Below are 17,176 nucleotides of genomic sequence, written 5' to 3' on the forward strand. Positions count from 1 at the left end.
TTTAGCCCCGACCTGCCTGCCAGCAGGCAGGTTGCAGCGGGATTAAACTCCAAATAATTATCTGAATAAATTCTTGTCGAATACCATTCTAATGGCATCAGCATGTCTTCTTCTGTCACGCGTATGACTTCCTGCAGCCGGAGCGGCATAAGCTTTTAACGAAGCCAATCGCCATGGCACCAAGTCGAAATTCATTAGCATATAACTGTAAGCGCCCATGTTTTTCGGTTCTTCCTGTGCCCAAACAAAATCGTCGGCATTCGGATAATTGGCAATCACAGCTTTCAATTGTTCAACCGGTAACGGGAACAACTGCTCGATGCGTACCAAAGCTACGTCATTTCTGCCTAAACTTTCTCTTTCGGCTAAAATATCATAATAGAATTTTCCGGTACAGAAAACCACGGTTTTTACTTTTTTCTTGTCGATGGTGTCGTCAATCACCTCTTGGAAACTGCCTTTGTACAAGTCTTCACGAGTGGAAACGCACAATGGGTGACGCAACAAACTTTTTGGCGAGAATACCACCAACGGTTTGCGGAATTTAGTTTTCATTTGGCGACGCAACAAGTGGAAGAAATTCGCAGGCGTAGTACAATCCGCTACGTACATATTGTGTTTCGCACACAACTGTAAGTAACGCTCCATACGCGCCGAAGAGTGCTCTGCTCCTTGTCCTTCGTAACCGTGAGGCAACAACAATACGATTCCGTTTTGGTTGTTCCATTTGTCTTCACCACACGAAATGTATTGGTCAATCATGATTTGGGCACCATTGGAGAAATCTCCGAATTGTGCTTCCCAAATCGTTAACGCGTTTGGATTGGCTAAGGCGTAACCGTAATCAAACCCTAAAACGCCATATTCTGAAAGGAAGGAATTGAATACATTGAACTTCCCTTTTTGGTCTTTTAAAGTATTCAAAAGCACTACTTCTTCTTCGCTGTCTTCTACTTTTACTACTGCATGACGGTGCGAAAAAGTTCCTCTTTCAACGTCTTGACCTGAGATACGAACGTCGTAACCTTCGGTCAATAATGAACCGTAAGCTAACGTTTCCGCTGTTCCCCAATCGATAACGTCATTATTGTACATCGTTTTTCTATCGGTAACAATTTTGGAAATCTTGCTGATGAATTTTTTGTCGGTAGGTAAAGTTGAAATGGTTTCTAAGATGCCGTCTAATTTCTTTTTATCGAAAGTCGTATCTACTTTTTTCAACATTTCGTCATCCGAAACTTGGACAAAACCTTCCCAGGCATCTTGTAAAAATGGTTTGATAATCGTCAAATCTTTTTTGCGGGAAGCTTGTAGATTTTCATCTAACTTGGCTTTGTAATCGTTTTCTATTTTGGTGATGTAAGCTACGTCTACAATTCCGGCTGTGATTAATTGCTCAGCATAAATATCTCTAGGGTTTTTGTGACGCGCAATCAATTTGTATAAAAGTGGTTGGGTGAAACGAGGTTCATCGCCTTCGTTGTGCCCGTATTTTCTATAACCCAATAAATCGATGAAAACATCTCTTCCGAATGCCATTCTGAAATCCAAGGCAAATAACATAGCGTGAACTACTGCTTCCGCATCGTCTGAATTCACGTGTAGAATTGGCGACAAAGTCACTTTGGCCACATCGGTACAATACGTTGACGAACGTGCATCTAAATAATTGGTCGTAAAACCAACTTGGTTATTGATTACAATATGAATCGTTCCACCGGTTTTGTAACCGTCTAATTGCGCCATTTGCACGATTTCGTAAACGATTCCTTGTCCGGCCACAGCCGCATCACCGTGAACGGCAATGGGTAATACTTTGGAGAAATCTTCCGGGAAATATTTGTCTTGTTTGGCACGGGTAATGCCTTCAATCACGGCACCAACAGTTTCCAAGTGAGATGGATTTGGGGCCAAATTGATATTGATTTTTTTACCCGATTGGGTTTTTCTTTCTGAGGTTAATCCTAAGTGATACTTAACATCACCATCAAAATATTCTTTATCGTAATCTTTTCCGTCAAATTCGGAGAAAATATCCTGTGTGGCTTTGCCAAAAATATTGGCTAACGTATTCAATCTTCCTCTGTGCGCCATTCCCATTACGAAATGTTCTACGCCTTTTTCAGCAGCTGTTTCAATCAAGGCATCTAAAGCCGGAATAACGCTTTCGCCACCTTCAAGTGAGAAACGTTTTTGGCCAACATATTTAGTATGCAAAAAATTTTCGAAAGAAACGGCTTCGTTTAGTTTACCTAAAATGTGTTTCTTTTGTTCCGCGTCAAAGCTTGGCTGGTTGTCATTTTTATTAAGTCTTTCCTGCACCCAATTCACATAAATTGGATTTTCCATGTGCATGTATTCAATACCGATGTGTTGGCAATACATGCTTTTCAAATGAGCCAGAATTTGGTTTAAAGTGGAAGGCTGTTTTCCTAAAATTTTGGCCGCATCAAAAACCGTCTCTAAATCAGCCGTAGACAAACCGAAGTTTTGCAAATCTAAATTCGGCTCGTAAACTCTTCTGTCACGAACCGGATTGGTTTGGGTAAATAAATGACCTCGGGTTCTGTAACCGTCAATCAATTTCAACACATTGAACTCTTTTTGTAATTTGTCCGAAACCTGTCCGTTTTGTGGAACATTAGCAGCATAATTGGCCAATTCCGTCACGGCATTCTCTTCATTGTAAGTCGCCATTCCAAAGTCGAAACCCTGAAAAAAGGCTCTCCAACTTGGCTCTACGCTATCTGGATTTTGAAGGTATTGTTCGTAGGTGTCGGCAAAAAATTCGGTGTGTGCTGCGTTTAAAAAGGAAAACCTATCCATGATTTTATCAGTAAATAATCTTTATATTAGAAAATCAGTTGCAAAAGTATGACATTTGTAATAATCTTTCAATGTTTTTAGTACATTTATAACGCTAATTAACTATATACATTTCTATGAAAAAGAATACTTTCAAAACATTAGCTAAGTCGGCCTTATTAATACTGTTTTTAATCTTTCCATTTACCGGTTTTTCACAAGAGCAAACCCAAACCAAAGCAGAAAAGGAAAGCTTTTGGGATCATGTACAATTTGGTGGCGGATTGGGTGTAGCCATAGGCAATGATTTTACCGATATTACCATTGCGCCGAGTGCCATCTATAATTTTAATGAGCACTTTGCTTTGGGTACCGGATTGCAATACAGTCGTTTGAAGCAAAAGAATTTCTATTCTTCCAATGTGATTGGGGGAAGTTTGGTTGGTTTATACAACCCGATTGAGGAAATTCAGTTGTCGTTAGAATTGGAAGAAGTGCATGTCAACACCACTTATGACGATTTGTATGATAATGTAAAAAGAAGTTTTTGGAATACCGGTTTATATGTTGGTGGTGGTTATCGTGCCGATAATGTAACGATTGGTGCGCGATTCAATTTGCTTTTTGACAAAGACAAAGATTTGTATGGCGATGCGTTTATGCCATTTGTAAGAGTTTATTTTTAAGATATGAAAAAGCTATTTTGTTTATTGTTTTTGCTTTTGAGCTTTATTGGATTTTCACAGAATCCTGTCTCATTTGTATTGGGTAAAACCAACGGCCAATTTTCTTCGAATAAACCCACTTTTAGCCTAAAAGATATTTCTTTTAACTTGACTCTTTCGGATAAAAAAAATTATACCGATAAGTATTTGTTGACTGTTTACAATCCGATGACGCAAATGAATGACCATTATGTCAATGTTAGTAACCAATATTATTTGAGCAATACCAAGTCGTTTCCGATTTATAATTTTGACGGAACAAAAATAGATTCTTTCAATCCGAATGGGGTTTCCGATTTGGGCAGCGGGATTATCAGCGGGATTTTAAACTTGTTTTTTGGGAAGATTTAGTATTTATTTCTAAACCAAACTTTCATCCATTCTCTTTTCAAAACCAAAAAGGCGATTTGTTCGGACAGTTCAACCGTGTCGCTACCATCCAATTGTTTGATGTTTTCTTCGGGCACGTCTATGATGTATAGCAGATTGAGTAATTCGGCGTATTTGTATTGAATTAAGCGATAGATTTTTTCGTGGATTTGTACTTTCAATTCGTAAGGCGAAGTGCTTTGCGGAAAATCAATCGGCTCGTTGGCAAAGTTGAAATCCTTGTTAAGTTGCTCAATAAGTTTTGAGTACAAGTTTTCTTTCTCGGCTTCCGAAAGTAATTGGTCGGTTGATATAGGCGCTACAAACAAATTGATTTCAGATTTAAGATTAATGATTTCTCATGGCAGATTTCAAACTGAACACTAGAAACTGATTACTGAACACTTTTTTTACACGTTTCTACTCATCAATTTATCTCCGAAAGCTCTCAAAACTACTTTTTTATCCTCGCTGATATTCATTTTTTCCAAAGTTTCAAAGGCTTTAAAAGTATAGTCTTGAATGGCACTTTGTGTGGCATCACTCGCACCGGTTTGGTTGAAAATTTGTTTCACCGAATTGATTTTATCGGTATTGTCGCTTGGTTGAATGGAAAATAAATGCAGCAATTGCTCTTTCTCTTCCGCTTTTGAATATTCTAAAGCTTTTAGGTATAAATAGGTTTTTTTATTCTCAATAATATCGCCACCAACTTGCTTCCCAAAGGTTTCCGGATTACCGAAAGCGTCTAAATAATCGTCTTGCAACTGAAACGCAATCCCTAAATTCAATCCGAAATCGTATATCGCATTGGCGTTTTCAGTTGAAGTTTCGGCTACAATGGCGCCCATTTTCATGGCGGCTCCAACCAAAACAGCGGTTTTGTATTCAATCATTTTCAAATATTCCGGAATCGTAACATCATCACGGGTTTCAAAATCGACATCATACTGTTGGCCTTCACAAACTTCCAAAGCCGTTTTGCTGAATAATTTGGCCAAATCTCTAAAGACATTCGGTTCATACGTTTCAAAAAATTGGTACGCCAAAATCAACATCGCATCGCCGGATAGTATTCCTGTGTTGAGATTCCATTTTTCATGTACGGTTTCATTTCCTCTTCGCAACGGCGCATCATCCATAATGTCATCGTGAATCAACGAAAAATTATGAAAAACTTCCACTGCAGTTGCGGCTTGTATGGCTTTTTGGCAATCGGCATCAAAAACTTCGGCGGCCATTAAAGTCAATATCGGACGCAATCTTTTGCCACCCAACGACAGTATATATCGAATCGGTTCGTATAAATTATTGGGCTCTTTTTCGAGAGTCAAGGTATTAAAATGGGCAACTATGATGTCTTGGTATTCTGAAATGGCGCGCATGAAAAATATTTTCGGCTAATTTAGGTTATTCTCACCGCTTTACAAAAAGGTGCTTTTTTCTCCAATGTTAAATTTACGTTAATACTATGGAAACTATTTTAGTGTTTAAAGTTTCCATCTTACTTTTGCCCCAGAAATTTTAACAGAAATGAAAGATAAAATCATCAAAAAAGCAACAGACATGTTTTTGAAACTGGGTTTCAAGAGCGTTACGATGGATGATATTGCGTGTGAAATGTGTATTTCAAAAAAAACGATTTATAAATATTTCAGCAATAAAGAAAAGCTAATAGAAGAAGGTACGGAAGTAGTTCATCAAAAAATTCATACTATGATGGATGAAGTTATGGCTCAAAATCACAATGCCATCGCTGAAAATTTCCAAATGAGAGAAATGTTTAAGCAAATGTTTCAATCCTTTGATCAATCTCCGGCCTATCAACTCAAAAAGCATTATCCTGAAATTTACGAAAAAATGATGGCCAACGAAATTGAAGATTGTAGCCACATGTTTCGTCAAAACATCGAAAAAGGAATTGCAGAAGGCTTATACCGAAAGGAAACCGATATTGAAGCAGCCGTAAAATTTTACTACACCCTCATTTTTTCCATTAACGAAAACACCATGTTGGAAAAAGACGCCTACGAACTCGAAGCCAAAGCACTTGAATACCACACCAGAGCCATTGCAACAGCCGAAGGAATTACAGAACTTGAAAAACACTTAAAATTAAATATATAATCATCAATCTATGAAAAACAAATTAATAATAACACTGCTCTTGTTTGTGAGCGCATTACAAGCACAAGACCAAAAGCAAAGCTATTCTTTCAGTCTGCAACAAGCGATTGACCATGCTTTACAAAACAATTATTCAGCCATCAATGCCAACAGAGATATTGACGTTGCCAAGCAGAAAAAATGGGAAACAACAGCTGCAGGTTTACCACAAATTAACGCCGGCGTGAATTATGTCAATAATTTTGAATTGACCCAACAAGGTGCTGCAGGCGGTGGTCCATTTGGCGGAAATCCGACAGATGTATTGACCTTTGCTTTTGGAACCAAACACAGCATGAATGCTGCAGCAACCTTAAGTCAATTGATTTTTGACGGTTCATACATAGTAGCGCTTCAAGCCTCAAAAACGTATTTGAAATACTATGAAAATGCTAAGCAAAAAAACAACACCGAAATCCGTGAAATGGTAATCAATGCTTATGGTAATGTGTTACTGGCCGAAGAAAGCGTTGCTATTCTTGAAAAAAATAAGGCTACATTATCAAAAACCCTTACCGATACTGAAGAAACTTATAAAAACGGTTTAATTGAAGAAGAAAATGTAGAGCAACTTCAGATTACTTTGGCGTCTATCAACAGTAACTTAAACAACACCAAAAGACTGCAGGACGTTGCGTATAAAATGTTAAAACTAACGTTAGGAATAGACATTGATACCGACTTACAACTAACCGACAAATTGGATAATCTTTCGACTTCCAATTTAGATTTGGCTTTTAGTAAAGGGGAATTTGCTGTAACGAACAACATCAATTATCAAATGGCAACCAATTTCCAAGAGCAAAGATCTTTAGAATTAAAATTGCAAAGAAGCAAAGGTTTGCCAACCTTGGCTGCAGCTGTAAATTTTGGTTACAATTCATTTGCCAATGAGTTTAATTTTACCGGCAGTGACCAAAAATGGAACAACTTCTCCAATTTGGGTGTGAGTTTAAATGTGCCAATCTTCAGCAGTTTCGGAAGAAGTGCTAAAACACAACAAGCCAAAATTGCTTTAGAACAAGCCAAAACCCAACTGACTCAAACAGAACAACAATTAAAATTAGAATACGAAAGAGCCAAAAGCGACTACGAATTTAGCATTGAAGAATATGCTACTTCTAAAAGCAATTTGAATTTGGCCGAACGCATCGAAAGAAAGCAACAAATCAAATTTACCGAAGGCTTGTCTTCCAGTTTTGACTTCAGTGAAGCACAAAGACAATTGTATACTGCACAACAAAACTACCTACAATCGATGGTAAACATCATCAATAAAAAAGCAACTCTTGAAAAAATTATCAACAAAAACTAATCTATACACCATGAAGAAGACAATTATACTTTCCCTTTTAGCCGTTGTAATCGCTGCCTGTGGGAACAAAGAAAACGCTCAGTCAATCGATAAAATGATTGAAACCAAAAATGTAAAAGCATTGCAGGAAAAGAAAGCGGCATTGCAAGGAGAAATTACTAAAATCGAAGAAGCTTTAGCCACCTTAGATGTGAAAAAAGAAGAAGCTTTGGTTTCGGTAATGACGGTAAAAGACACTATTTTCAATCATTATCTTGACATTCAAGGAAGTGTTGATACCAAAGAAAACATATTGGTACAACCGGAATTCAGCGGGACTTTAACCTCTTTAACTGTTAAAGCCGGACAAAAAGTATCTAAAGGACAAATCTTAGGTCGCGTTGATGATGGCGGAATGAGCCAACAATTGGCCAGTGCCGAAAACCAATACAATTTGGCCAAAACTACTTTTGAAAGACAAAAAAATCTTTGGGACAAAAAAATCGGTTCGGAGATTCAGTACTTACAAGCACAAACGCAAATGATTTCGGCTCAAAAAAGTGTAGCACAAATCAAAGCACAATTGGCTAAAACAGTTATCCGCGCTCCATTCACCGGAACTATCGACGAAGTTTTTGTAGAAAAAGGAGAAGTAGTAGCACCAAGTCCACAAGGTTTGATGCGAATTGTAAACCTAAGCAATATGTATGTTTCCACAACAGTTCCTGAAACCTATATTGGAAAACTAAAAGTGGGTGATCAAGTTGATGTTTTCTTGTCTTCTTTGAACAAAACTTACAAAGGGAAAGTTCGCCAAGTTGGGAATTTCATCAATCCAAACAACAGAAGTTTTGGTATTGAAGTTGGACTTCCAAATCCGGATAATTTATTACGCCCAAATCAAGTAGCCAAGCTAAAAATCATTGATTATACCAATAAAAAAGCGGTTGTAGTACCAACCAATGTAGTACAAGAAGACGGAGAAGGCAACAAATTTATTTTCACAGTAACCGGAAGTAACGGCAAAACCGGAACGGCTAAAAAAGTAATTGTAACTGTTGGAAAATCATCTGATAATGTAACTGAAATATTGAGCGGATTATCCTCTGAAGATATCATTGTAACGGAAGGCGTAAACAACATTTCAGACGGAATGAAATTAAATTTCTAATATCAAATACTAGATATCAAATATCCAAAATTTAATATCTAAAATCTAAATCTAATATTACATGAGTCATCAAAATAAAGAATTCAGTATATCAAGTTGGGCAATTGACAACCGCGTAACGGTTTATATTTTCACCTTGCTTGTGGTTGTTACCGGTTTAATTGCCTATGTAACGATGCCACGCGAAGATTTCCCGGAAATCATTGAAAATAAAGTATATATCTCATCTGTTTTCCCGGGAAATTCAGCGGAAGATGTTGAGAAATTAATTATCAAACCTCTCGAAAAAGAAATCAAAAACATCAGTGGTGTTGAGAAAGTAACCGCTAGTTCTTTCCAAGATTACGGAATGATTATCGCCGAGTTTTCGGACAAAGTAGGGATTGAAGAAGCTAAAACCAAAATCAAAGACAAAGTCGATATCGTAAAAGCGGATACCGATTGGCCAAATTTGGATAACGGAAGTAAAGTTGAACCAAGTGTTTTTGAACTAAACATCTCGGAAGAAGTGCCAATTTTAAATATCAACTTGAAAGGAAATTATACCACTCAACAGTTGAAAGATTATGGTAAAAAATTGCAAGATGATATTGAAGAAATTCCGGAAGTTAAGAAAGTAGACATTCTTGGTGTGGATGATAAAGAAGTAGAAATTGCGGTTGACATCTTCAAAATGACTGCGGCTCAAGTTTCTTTTGATGACATTCAAAATGCGGTTAAGTATGAAAACATGACGCTTTCTGGGGGAAATTTAATTTCTCAAGGTTCAAGAAACAACATTCGAATTGTAGGGGAAATCAAAGACCCGAAAGAATTAGAAAATGTTGTGGTTAAACATAATGGTGGAACGGTTTATTTAAAAGACATTGCTGTTGTTTCCTTTAAAGAAAAAGAAAAAACGACTTATGCTCGTGAAAAAGGTAAGGAAGTCGTGATGCTGAATGTAAAAAAACGTTCGGGTCAAAACATGATTTCTGCCATTGATCAAATAAAAGAAAAACTGAAATTGGCACATGAAAATTATTTGCCGAAAAATTTAAAAGTGGAGTTGACCAATGACCAATCTTCTCGTGTAGAACACCAAGTAGACGAATTATCCAACCATATCATCTTCGGGATTGTTTTGGTAATGATTGTTCTGATGTTTACCATGGGATTGAGAAACTCTCTGTTTGTTGGTGCAGCGATACCACTTTCAATGATGATTGCCTTTACCATTTTGGCTGCTTTTGGATTGACCTTAAATACTATGGTTCTTTTCGGATTGGTAATGGGATTAGGATTGTTAGTTGACGACGGTATCGTGGTAGTTGACAACGTTTTTGCCAATATGAAGAAAGGAATGCCACGTGTGCAAGCTTCTAAAATTGGTATCGGCGAAATTGCTTGGCCGGTAATTTCCTCAACAGCAACAACATTGATGGCTTTCTTGCCTTTCGCACTTTGGCCCGGAACTATGGGTAAATTCATGATTTATTTCCCAATAACATTATCAGTAACTTTAACGGCATCTTTATTTGTGGCAATGGTTGTCAACGCTGCTATGACTGGTGGTTCAATGGATATTGAAGATAAAAATGTAACAAATAAAACAGCCAAAAAATACACTTTGATTTTAGGAATTATTGGAATTTTATTTGTGATTATCGGAAATGTAAATGACACGAAATTCGCCAGAGGAATTGGTCATTTTGCATTGATATCATTAGGATTAATGTGGTTATACAAATGGAAAATGTACCAATGGACACAAGATTTCCAACACAGTTTCTTTCCTAGATTAGAAGAAAAATACAAACGCTTTTTGGCTAAAATTTTAACCGGAAGAAATGCTTGGTTTGCATTAGGAGGAATTATTGGGATGTTATTTTTATCAATCTTCTTATTAGGACTTTTCCCAAGAAAAGTGCTGTTCTTCCCTGAGAATATTCCAAGACAAGTAATTACTTATATCGAATATCCACAAGGAACTGATATTGAAAAAACCAATAAAGCCACGTTATTCGTAGAGAAACAGGTGATTGATATCATGAAAAAATATATCGATCCAAAAACGAACGAGAATTATTTAGCTGAAAGTATCGTTTCTCAAGTTGGTGTTGGTGCCGGAAATCCGAATGTGGATGCTGGTTCTGCCAATGAAACTCCTTTTAAAGGAAAAGTAACGGTAAATTTCTCGGAATTCAAATTCAGAAGAGGTGTCAATACTTCAGATGTTTTGGATGAAATTAGAGCCAGAGTTAAAGGAATTGCCGGTGCAAAAGTAACCGTTGAAAAAGATGCTAATGGTCCGCCGGCAGGTTATCCAATTAGCGTGCAATTATCCGGCGATGTTGGAGCAGATTATGATGTAATGCTAAAAGAAGCAGACAAAATGATTGCCTTTATCAACACAAAAAAAATCCCCGGAATTGAACGATTGAATGTGGATGTAAACAAAGAAAGCCCTGAACTTGAAGTAAAAGTAGATCGAGTTAATGCTGGAAGTCTTGGTGTTTCAACAGGACAATTAGGTTTCAATTTGCGTCGCTCTGTTTATGGTCAAGAAATATCTACTTTCAAAGAAGGTGATGATGACTATAATATCGTGGTTCGTATGCAAGAAGACCAACGCAAGAACGAAAATATTCTTTTCAATCAATCGTTGACTTTCAGAAATCAGGCCAATGGTCAAATGATGCAAGTGCCAATATCGGCTGTTTCTAGTACAGAGAAAACCAATACCTATAACCAAATCAAACGTAAAAATTACAAACGAATAATGACCATTTATTCAAATGTATTGACAGGTTATAATGGTGACGAAATCACAAAACAAATTGGTACCGAATTGAAATCTTATCAATTGCCAAAAGGAATTACCTATTCCTTCTCCGGAGTACAAGAAGAACAAGGTAAAAACCAAAGTTTCTTGATGTATGCCTTATTCTTAGCAATGGCAGGAATTACAATTATTATTGTGTTACAATTTAATTCGGTTTCTAAAACCATAGTGATTTTGTTCACCGTATTGTTGAGTTTCAGTGGTGTATTCTATGGTTATGTTATTGCCAATATGGATTTCGTAATCTTAATGACCATGATGGGAATCATTTCCTTGGCGGGAATTGTGGTGAAAAACGGAATTGTATTAATGGACTTCTTTGTCCTATTATTAGACAAAAAAGTAGCCGACAAAGGCGTTGAAAGTCATGATGAATTATCGCTAATAGAAATTAAAGAAATCATTATTGAAAGTGGGAAAAACCGTTTACGTCCGGTATTGTTAACCGCGTTGACAGCCATTTTGGGGTTAATTCCTTTGGCAATCGGCTTGAACTTTGACTTCTTCGGATTGATTACCGATTTGAATCCACACTTATATATGGGTGGAGATAACGTAATTTTCTGGTCACCTTTGGCATGGACAATTATTTTCGGATTGACTTACGCTACTATCTTAACTTTAGTAATGGTTCCGGTAATGTTCTTCTTGGTGAAACGAACTAAATACTGGTTAAGTGATCAAAGAGAAAGAAGAAATGCTCTTGAAGCTTAATACTACAATAATATCCATAAAAAAAGGAACTCAAATTGAGTTCCTTTTTTTTTTATAACTGTTGACTGTTATTTATTTACAATCGCTTGTTGCATCCATGTTTTAACTGTAGCCACACGACTATTAGAATAATCTACTTCACTTAATGATTTGTCATTCCAAAACAACCATTTTCCGGTTTTTTCTCCGTTAGAATATTCTCCCACAGACTTTTTATTTCCTGTTTCATCGAAAGCTACCCATTGTCCGGTAATCTTTCCGTCTTTGAAATAACCTTGTTGTTGCACTTTACCATTTTCATAGTAATAGGTTGCTTTTACTAAATCTCCTTCTTGCTCTAAAAACGGCTTAGTGGTTTGAGCAAATGTAAATCCTGAGATAAGTAATGCTCCTAAAATGAATATCTTTTTCATAGTCGTAGGTTTTAATGGTTCATAATAACATAACAAATATATACATTATTTTACAATAAAAAAACTTTTACTTAACAATTTGGTAACATTGGATAAAAATTTAACATTGGGATTGTATTTAAAGCAAAAAAACCACCCAAATTGGGTGGCTTATGTATTGATTTTACTGGGTTTAGTTCAGTAATTTATTCAATTGTTCTTGTAATCTTGGATCTGAAGGTCTTTTAGCATCTGCATCAACCACAATACCTTTTGGGTCAATTAATATAAATCTCGGAATCGAATTCACTTCAAAAGCTTTTACAAAATCAGAAAGCACTGTTTTGCCGGCATACAACTGAACACCTCCTAATTCTTTTTCGGTTACAAAGGTTTTCCATTTTTCATGGTCTTTTTCTGCATCAACAGAAACGCTGACAAACTCTATGTTTTTCCCGTGAAAAGCCGCTTCCATTTTCTTTAACGAAGGAATCTCCGCACGACATGGTCCACACCAAGTTGCCCATAAATCAACGTAAACATATTTGCCTTTCAAACTTTCCAAAGTGGTTTTTCCGCCTTTGTGATTTTCGTAATCAAAATTAGGCGCTGCTACATTGTTCATCTTTTTCTTGGCCAATGACATGGTGTAATATTGTTGGAGTTGCCCAATGTTAGCTTCTGTTCCTTTCTTCAACATATCCAACAAATTAGCATCTATTTTTGAAGCTTCTAAACTGGCTATTTGTTTAGCTTTCAATTCTTCCGATGCTTTCTTGAAACCTTCAGCATCTAACTCGAGCATTCCTTGAAAATCAATTTTACTTTCTTCTAATGTACGATTAGCCAAAAAATTGTTCTCTGTAGAGCCTTTACCTGAAAATGCAATAGTCTCATCAAACTTTGTGGCATCCATAGTCATTTTTAAATCGTAACCGTTTTTCAAATACAAATTGGCATATTCTACGCCATCAAATAACTGGTACAATCCTTCTTTGACAGCAAAAGTAGCTTTGAAATTACCTTTGGCATCTGCCTCGATTTTTTGAATGGTTTCTCTACCGCTATTGATAGAAAGTTTATTGCCGTTCTTGTTGGCAATCTCCGCCTGAAAAGTCATAGTTTCCTGAGCAATGCTGAAAGAGGAAATCAATACGGTTAAAATAAAGCTAACTATTTTCTTCATAAGTGTGTGTGTGTTTAATTTTAAGATATCAAATATAATCGTTTTCCCAATTCGAAAATTAAAGATTAACTTAAATTTGATTTAACACTTCGGCCATTTAATTGGTATAAGTTTTTTACTTTTGCCCAAAATTTTATTCCAATGTATAGAAGTCATAATAACGGCGAACTTAACGCCACTCATATTAATAAAGAAGTTACGCTTGCCGGTTGGGTGCAAAAATCACGCGACAAAGGTTTTATGATTTGGGTTGATTTGCGCGACCGTTACGGCATTACGCAGTTAATTTTTGACGAACAAAGAACCGACAAAGCTGTTTTTGAAAAAGCCAAATCACTCGGAAGAGAATTTGTAATTCAGGTAAAGGGAACCGTAATTGAACGTGAATCCAAAAACCCGAATATGACTACAGGTGATATCGAGATTTTGGTTACTGAACTGACTTTATTAAATGCTTCTATCGTTCCTCCATTCACTATTGAAGACGAAACTGATGGTGGCGAAGATATCCGAATGAAATACCGTTATTTAGATATTCGTAGAAATCCGGTAAAAAACTCCTTGCTTTTCCGTCATAAAGTGGCGATGGAAGTGCGTAAATATTTATCCGATTTGGATTTCTGTGAAGTGGAAACACCTTATTTAATCAAATCTACGCCTGAAGGCGCAAGAGATTTTGTCGTTCCAAGTAGAATGAACGAAGGACAATTTTACGCCTTACCACAATCGCCTCAAACTTTCAAGCAATTATTGATGGTTGGCGGTATGGACAAATATTTCCAAATCGTGAAGTGTTTCCGTGACGAAGATTTGCGTGCCGACAGACAACCGGAATTCACCCAAATTGATTGCGAAATGGCATTTGTTGAACAAGAAGATATTCTAAATGTTTTCGAGGGCTTGACGCGTCATTTACTAAAAGAAATCAAAGGCATAGACGTGGCTGAATTCCCGAGAATCACCTACGATTACGCCATGAAAACCTATGGTAACGACAAACCGGACATTCGTTTCGAAATGAAATTCGGAGAATTAAACGCCGTGGCCCAACACAAAGATTTCCCGGTATTCAATTCGGCCGAATTGGTAGTAGGAATTGCTGCGCCTGGTTGCGCTTCTTATACTCGTAAAGAAATTGATGCTTTAATTGACTGGGTAAAACGTCCTCAAGTTGGTGCTTCAGGAATGGTTTATGTGAAATGTGAAGAAGACGGAACGTTTAAATCTTCGGTAGATAAATTCTACGACCAAGAAGATTTGAAAAAATGGGCTGAAGCTACCAATGCAAAAGCTGGCGACTTGATTTTAATATTATCAGGTAACGCTAATAAAACCAGAACCCAATTATCAGCACTTCGTATGGAAGTAGCTACTCGTTTAGGTTTGAGAAAACCGGAAGAATTCGCTCCACTATGGGTAGTTGATTTTCCTTTATTAGAATGGGACGAAGAAAGCGGTCGTTATCACGCCATGCACCATCCATTCACCTCTCCAAAACCGGAAGACATGAAATTAATAGAAACCGAACCCGGAAAAGTACGCGCCAATGCTTATGATATGGTATTGAACGGAAATGAAATTGGTGGTGGTTCTATCAGAATTCACGATAAAGAGTTACAAAGCAGAATGTTCAGTTTGTTAGGATTCACTCCAGAACAAGCGCAAGACCAATTCGGATTCTTGATGAATGCATTCCAATTTGGAGCGCCGCCACATGGTGGTTTGGCTTTTGGTTTAGACAGATTGGTGGCAATACTCGGGGGACAAGAAACCATTCGTGACTTTATTGCATTCCCAAAAAACAATTCGGGTCGCGATGTCATGAATGATGCCCCATCAACAATTGATGAAGCCCAATTAAAAGAATTGTACATAAAATTAGACTTACCGCAATAAATATCATATTCGCATTTTCAAAGCGCGCCATTATTTAAAAGTTTATAAATGATTGCTTTTTTTGTACACTTTTTTGGGATCATTCAGTATTGCACTGAAAATCATTCAATTATAATTTGAAATTTTTTGAAAAAAATTCACTTTTTATTTGAATTTTGTTGGCTATGTCCCAAATAAGTATATCTTTGAGCATTATTAATTATTTTTATATTACAAAATGCGCACAGGTAAAGTTAAATTCTTCAATGAATCAAAAGGTTACGGTTTTATTACTGATGACGAAACAGGAAAAGACATTTTCGTACATGCTACCGGAGTTAGGACAGAAGGTCTAGCTGAAGGTGATAAAGTATCATACGAAGAAGAAGAAGGTAGAAAAGGTAAAGTAGCAGCTCAAGTAGTGGCTATCGAAGACTAATATATATTATTTTTTGATTACCTAGAATGACTCAACGTCCCGAAAATTTCGGGACGTTTTTTTATACCCTAACGTTCTTATTTATAATCGGTTTAAATAAACGCATTTAGGGAAATAAATAACAAACGTTTAGCCTTTCATTTTTGCGAATTAAATATTGCGATGTATATTTGTGGCTATTTTAATTTACTTCTAATTTTGAGCATTATGCAGTCTAATCAATTAGATTATTTACCAATCCTGATGCAAGCGGGTTTAGCGGTGGGATTTGTGGTCTTAACCATTATTGGCTCTAGCTTTTTAGGTCCAAAAAGACACTCCAAAAACAAAGACAAAAACTTCGAATGCGGTATCGAATCGGTCGGAAACGCCAGAATACCTTTTTCAGTAAAATATTTCTTAGTAGCCATTCTTTTCGTCCTTTTTGACGTAGAGGTAATCTTCCTTTATCCTTGGGCGATTAATTTTCAAGAATTAGGAATGGAAGGAATGATTAAGATGGTTCTTTTCATGTCACTTTTATTGGTAGGTTTCTTCTACATTATTAAGAAGAAAGCACTTGAGTGGGAATAATTAATATTAAATTTTAGATTTCAAATATTTAGATATGTTTGAATCTTTAGAATAATGTCTGTTAAAAATAATATTTGATATTTAATATCTAATATCTGAAATGGAAAATAAAACAAATATGGTCGCTCCGCCGGAAGGAGTAGTTGGTGAAGGTTTCTTCGCTACCAAATTAAATGACGTTGTCGGATTGGCGAGAGCTAATTCACTTTGGCCATTACCGTTCGCGACTTCTTGTTGCGGCATTGAATTTATGGCAACGATGGCCTCTCACTACGATTTAGCGCGTTTTGGTTCGGAAAGAGTCAGTTTCTCTCCTCGTCAAGCGGATATGCTAATGGTAATGGGAACGATTTCCAAAAAAATGGCGCCGATTTTACGTCAGGTTTACGAACAAATGTCAGAACCTCGTTGGGTAATTGCCGTTGGCGCTTGTGCTTCTTCAGGTGGTGTATTTGATACGTATTCTGTTTTACAAGGCATCGACAAAGTAATACCGGTTGATGTTTATGTGCCAGGTTGTCCTCCAAGACCGGAACAAATCGTTGATGGCGTTATGCAACTACAAGAATTGGTGAGAAACGAATCGGTTCGCCGAAGAAATTCACCGGAATACAAAGAATTATTAGCTTCTTATAACCTATAA

At 36.8% G+C, this 17,176-nt stretch carries 15 protein-coding genes; 10 read left to right on the plus strand and 5 right to left on the minus strand.

The features are described from left to right. Nucleotides 1-57 precede the first annotated feature (57 nt). The gene (locus ACK4HO_RS09780) at nt 58-2,826 is read right to left on the minus strand and encodes a 2-oxoglutarate dehydrogenase E1 component (protein WP_409665307.1); all 2,769 of its coding nucleotides are present in this window, start codon (nt 2,824-2,826) and stop codon (nt 58-60) included. A gap of 116 nt (nt 2,827-2,942) precedes the next feature. On the opposite strand from ACK4HO_RS09780, the gene ACK4HO_RS09785 reads away from it, so the two are divergent. Further along, nucleotides 2,943-3,491 carry a hypothetical protein gene (locus ACK4HO_RS09785; protein WP_409665309.1) on the plus strand — a complete coding sequence of 183 codons (549 nt, stop codon included), beginning with the start codon at nt 2,943-2,945 and terminating at the stop codon, nt 3,489-3,491. Between the two features lie 3 nt (nt 3,492-3,494). Continuing rightward, nucleotides 3,495-3,881, plus strand: a complete 387-nt coding sequence (locus tag ACK4HO_RS09790; RefSeq protein ID WP_409665311.1) for a hypothetical protein — start codon at nt 3,495-3,497, stop codon at nt 3,879-3,881. Here ACK4HO_RS09790 and ACK4HO_RS09795 read toward each other — a convergent pair. Then, nucleotides 3,878-4,228 carry a hypothetical protein gene (locus ACK4HO_RS09795; protein WP_409665313.1) on the minus strand — a complete coding sequence of 117 codons (351 nt, stop codon included), beginning with the start codon at nt 4,226-4,228 and terminating at the stop codon, nt 3,878-3,880. The two genes, ACK4HO_RS09790 and ACK4HO_RS09795, sit on opposite strands and share 4 nt — an antisense overlap. 81 nt (nt 4,229-4,309) lie before the next feature. Then, nucleotides 4,310-5,284, minus strand: coding sequence for a polyprenyl synthetase family protein (locus tag ACK4HO_RS09800; protein ID WP_409665316.1), 975 nt, complete (start codon nt 5,282-5,284; stop codon nt 4,310-4,312). A gap of 148 nt (nt 5,285-5,432) precedes the next feature. Here ACK4HO_RS09800 and ACK4HO_RS09805 point away from each other — a divergent pair, with 148 nt between their 5' ends. The 4 genes from ACK4HO_RS09805 to ACK4HO_RS09820 all read left to right on the plus strand — a co-directional run bounded on the left by ACK4HO_RS09805 (nt 5,433) and on the right by ACK4HO_RS09820 (nt 12,068). Further along, nucleotides 5,433-6,026, plus strand: coding sequence for a TetR/AcrR family transcriptional regulator (locus tag ACK4HO_RS09805; RefSeq protein WP_409665319.1), 594 nt, complete (start codon nt 5,433-5,435; stop codon nt 6,024-6,026). Between the two features lie 10 nt (nt 6,027-6,036). Continuing rightward, on the plus strand, nt 6,037-7,380 hold the full coding sequence (locus ACK4HO_RS09810; protein WP_409665321.1) for a TolC family protein: 1,344 nt from the start codon (nt 6,037-6,039) through the stop codon (nt 7,378-7,380). A gap of 10 nt (nt 7,381-7,390) precedes the next feature. After that, complete coding sequence (locus tag ACK4HO_RS09815; RefSeq protein ID WP_409665324.1) at nt 7,391-8,530, plus strand: efflux RND transporter periplasmic adaptor subunit; 1,140 nt, start codon at nt 7,391-7,393, stop codon at nt 8,528-8,530. Nucleotides 8,531-8,591: 61 nt separating this feature from the next. Then, nucleotides 8,592-12,068, plus strand: coding sequence for an efflux RND transporter permease subunit (locus ACK4HO_RS09820; protein WP_409665327.1), 3,477 nt, complete (start codon nt 8,592-8,594; stop codon nt 12,066-12,068). A gap of 68 nt (nt 12,069-12,136) precedes the next feature. Here the strand turns inward: ACK4HO_RS09820 and ACK4HO_RS09825 are convergent, their stop codons facing one another. Next, nucleotides 12,137-12,481, minus strand: a complete 345-nt coding sequence (locus tag ACK4HO_RS09825) for a toxin-antitoxin system YwqK family antitoxin (RefSeq protein ID WP_409665330.1) — start codon at nt 12,479-12,481, stop codon at nt 12,137-12,139. Between the two features lie 172 nt (nt 12,482-12,653). Then, complete coding sequence (locus ACK4HO_RS09830; protein ID WP_409665333.1) at nt 12,654-13,646, minus strand: TlpA family protein disulfide reductase; 993 nt, start codon at nt 13,644-13,646, stop codon at nt 12,654-12,656. Between the two features lie 141 nt (nt 13,647-13,787). Here ACK4HO_RS09830 and aspS point away from each other — a divergent pair, with 141 nt between their 5' ends. From aspS to ACK4HO_RS09850, 4 genes are all read left to right on the plus strand, one after another. Then, nucleotides 13,788-15,542: an aspartate--tRNA ligase gene (gene aspS, locus ACK4HO_RS09835; RefSeq protein ID WP_409665335.1), complete on the plus strand. Its 1,755-nt coding sequence runs from the start codon at nt 13,788-13,790 to the stop codon at nt 15,540-15,542. Between the two features lie 217 nt (nt 15,543-15,759). Then, the gene (locus ACK4HO_RS09840) at nt 15,760-15,960 is read left to right on the plus strand and encodes a cold-shock protein (RefSeq protein WP_121312451.1); all 201 of its coding nucleotides are present in this window, start codon (nt 15,760-15,762) and stop codon (nt 15,958-15,960) included. Nucleotides 15,961-16,167: 207 nt separating this feature from the next. Next, entirely contained in the window at nt 16,168-16,533 is a 366-nt protein-coding gene (locus ACK4HO_RS09845) for an NADH-quinone oxidoreductase subunit A (RefSeq protein ID WP_409665339.1), read from the plus strand. Between the two features lie 100 nt (nt 16,534-16,633). Then, nucleotides 16,634-17,176, plus strand: a complete 543-nt coding sequence (locus tag ACK4HO_RS09850; RefSeq protein WP_409665341.1) for an NADH-quinone oxidoreductase subunit B — start codon at nt 16,634-16,636, stop codon at nt 17,174-17,176.

The organism is Flavobacterium sp., assembly GCF_046296355.1.
Lineage (GTDB): Bacteria > Bacteroidota > Bacteroidia > Flavobacteriales > Flavobacteriaceae > Flavobacterium.

What these genes read in the sequence shown, in the direction of transcription:
- ACK4HO_RS09780 (WP_409665307.1), bottom strand. Translation starts at nt 2,826, where the DNA reads ATGGATAGGTTTTCCTTTTTAAACGCAGCACACACCGAATTTTTTGCC.
- ACK4HO_RS09785 (WP_409665309.1), top strand. Translation starts at nt 2,943, where the DNA reads ATGAAAAAGAATACTTTCAAAACATTAGCTAAGTCGGCCTTATTAATA.
- ACK4HO_RS09790 (WP_409665311.1), top strand. Translation starts at nt 3,495, where the DNA reads ATGAAAAAGCTATTTTGTTTATTGTTTTTGCTTTTGAGCTTTATTGGA.
- ACK4HO_RS09800 (WP_409665316.1), bottom strand. Translation starts at nt 5,284, where the DNA reads ATGCGCGCCATTTCAGAATACCAAGACATCATAGTTGCCCATTTTAAT.
- ACK4HO_RS09805 (WP_409665319.1), top strand. Translation starts at nt 5,433, where the DNA reads ATGAAAGATAAAATCATCAAAAAAGCAACAGACATGTTTTTGAAACTG.
- ACK4HO_RS09810 (WP_409665321.1), top strand. Translation starts at nt 6,037, where the DNA reads ATGAAAAACAAATTAATAATAACACTGCTCTTGTTTGTGAGCGCATTA.
- ACK4HO_RS09815 (WP_409665324.1), top strand. Translation starts at nt 7,391, where the DNA reads ATGAAGAAGACAATTATACTTTCCCTTTTAGCCGTTGTAATCGCTGCC.
- ACK4HO_RS09820 (WP_409665327.1), top strand. Translation starts at nt 8,592, where the DNA reads ATGAGTCATCAAAATAAAGAATTCAGTATATCAAGTTGGGCAATTGAC.
- ACK4HO_RS09825 (WP_409665330.1), bottom strand. Translation starts at nt 12,481, where the DNA reads ATGAAAAAGATATTCATTTTAGGAGCATTACTTATCTCAGGATTTACA.
- ACK4HO_RS09830 (WP_409665333.1), bottom strand. Translation starts at nt 13,646, where the DNA reads ATGAAGAAAATAGTTAGCTTTATTTTAACCGTATTGATTTCCTCTTTC.
- aspS (WP_409665335.1), top strand. Translation starts at nt 13,788, where the DNA reads ATGTATAGAAGTCATAATAACGGCGAACTTAACGCCACTCATATTAAT.
- ACK4HO_RS09840 (WP_121312451.1), top strand. Translation starts at nt 15,760, where the DNA reads ATGCGCACAGGTAAAGTTAAATTCTTCAATGAATCAAAAGGTTACGGT.
- ACK4HO_RS09845 (WP_409665339.1), top strand. Translation starts at nt 16,168, where the DNA reads ATGCAGTCTAATCAATTAGATTATTTACCAATCCTGATGCAAGCGGGT.
- ACK4HO_RS09850 (WP_409665341.1), top strand. Translation starts at nt 16,634, where the DNA reads ATGGAAAATAAAACAAATATGGTCGCTCCGCCGGAAGGAGTAGTTGGT.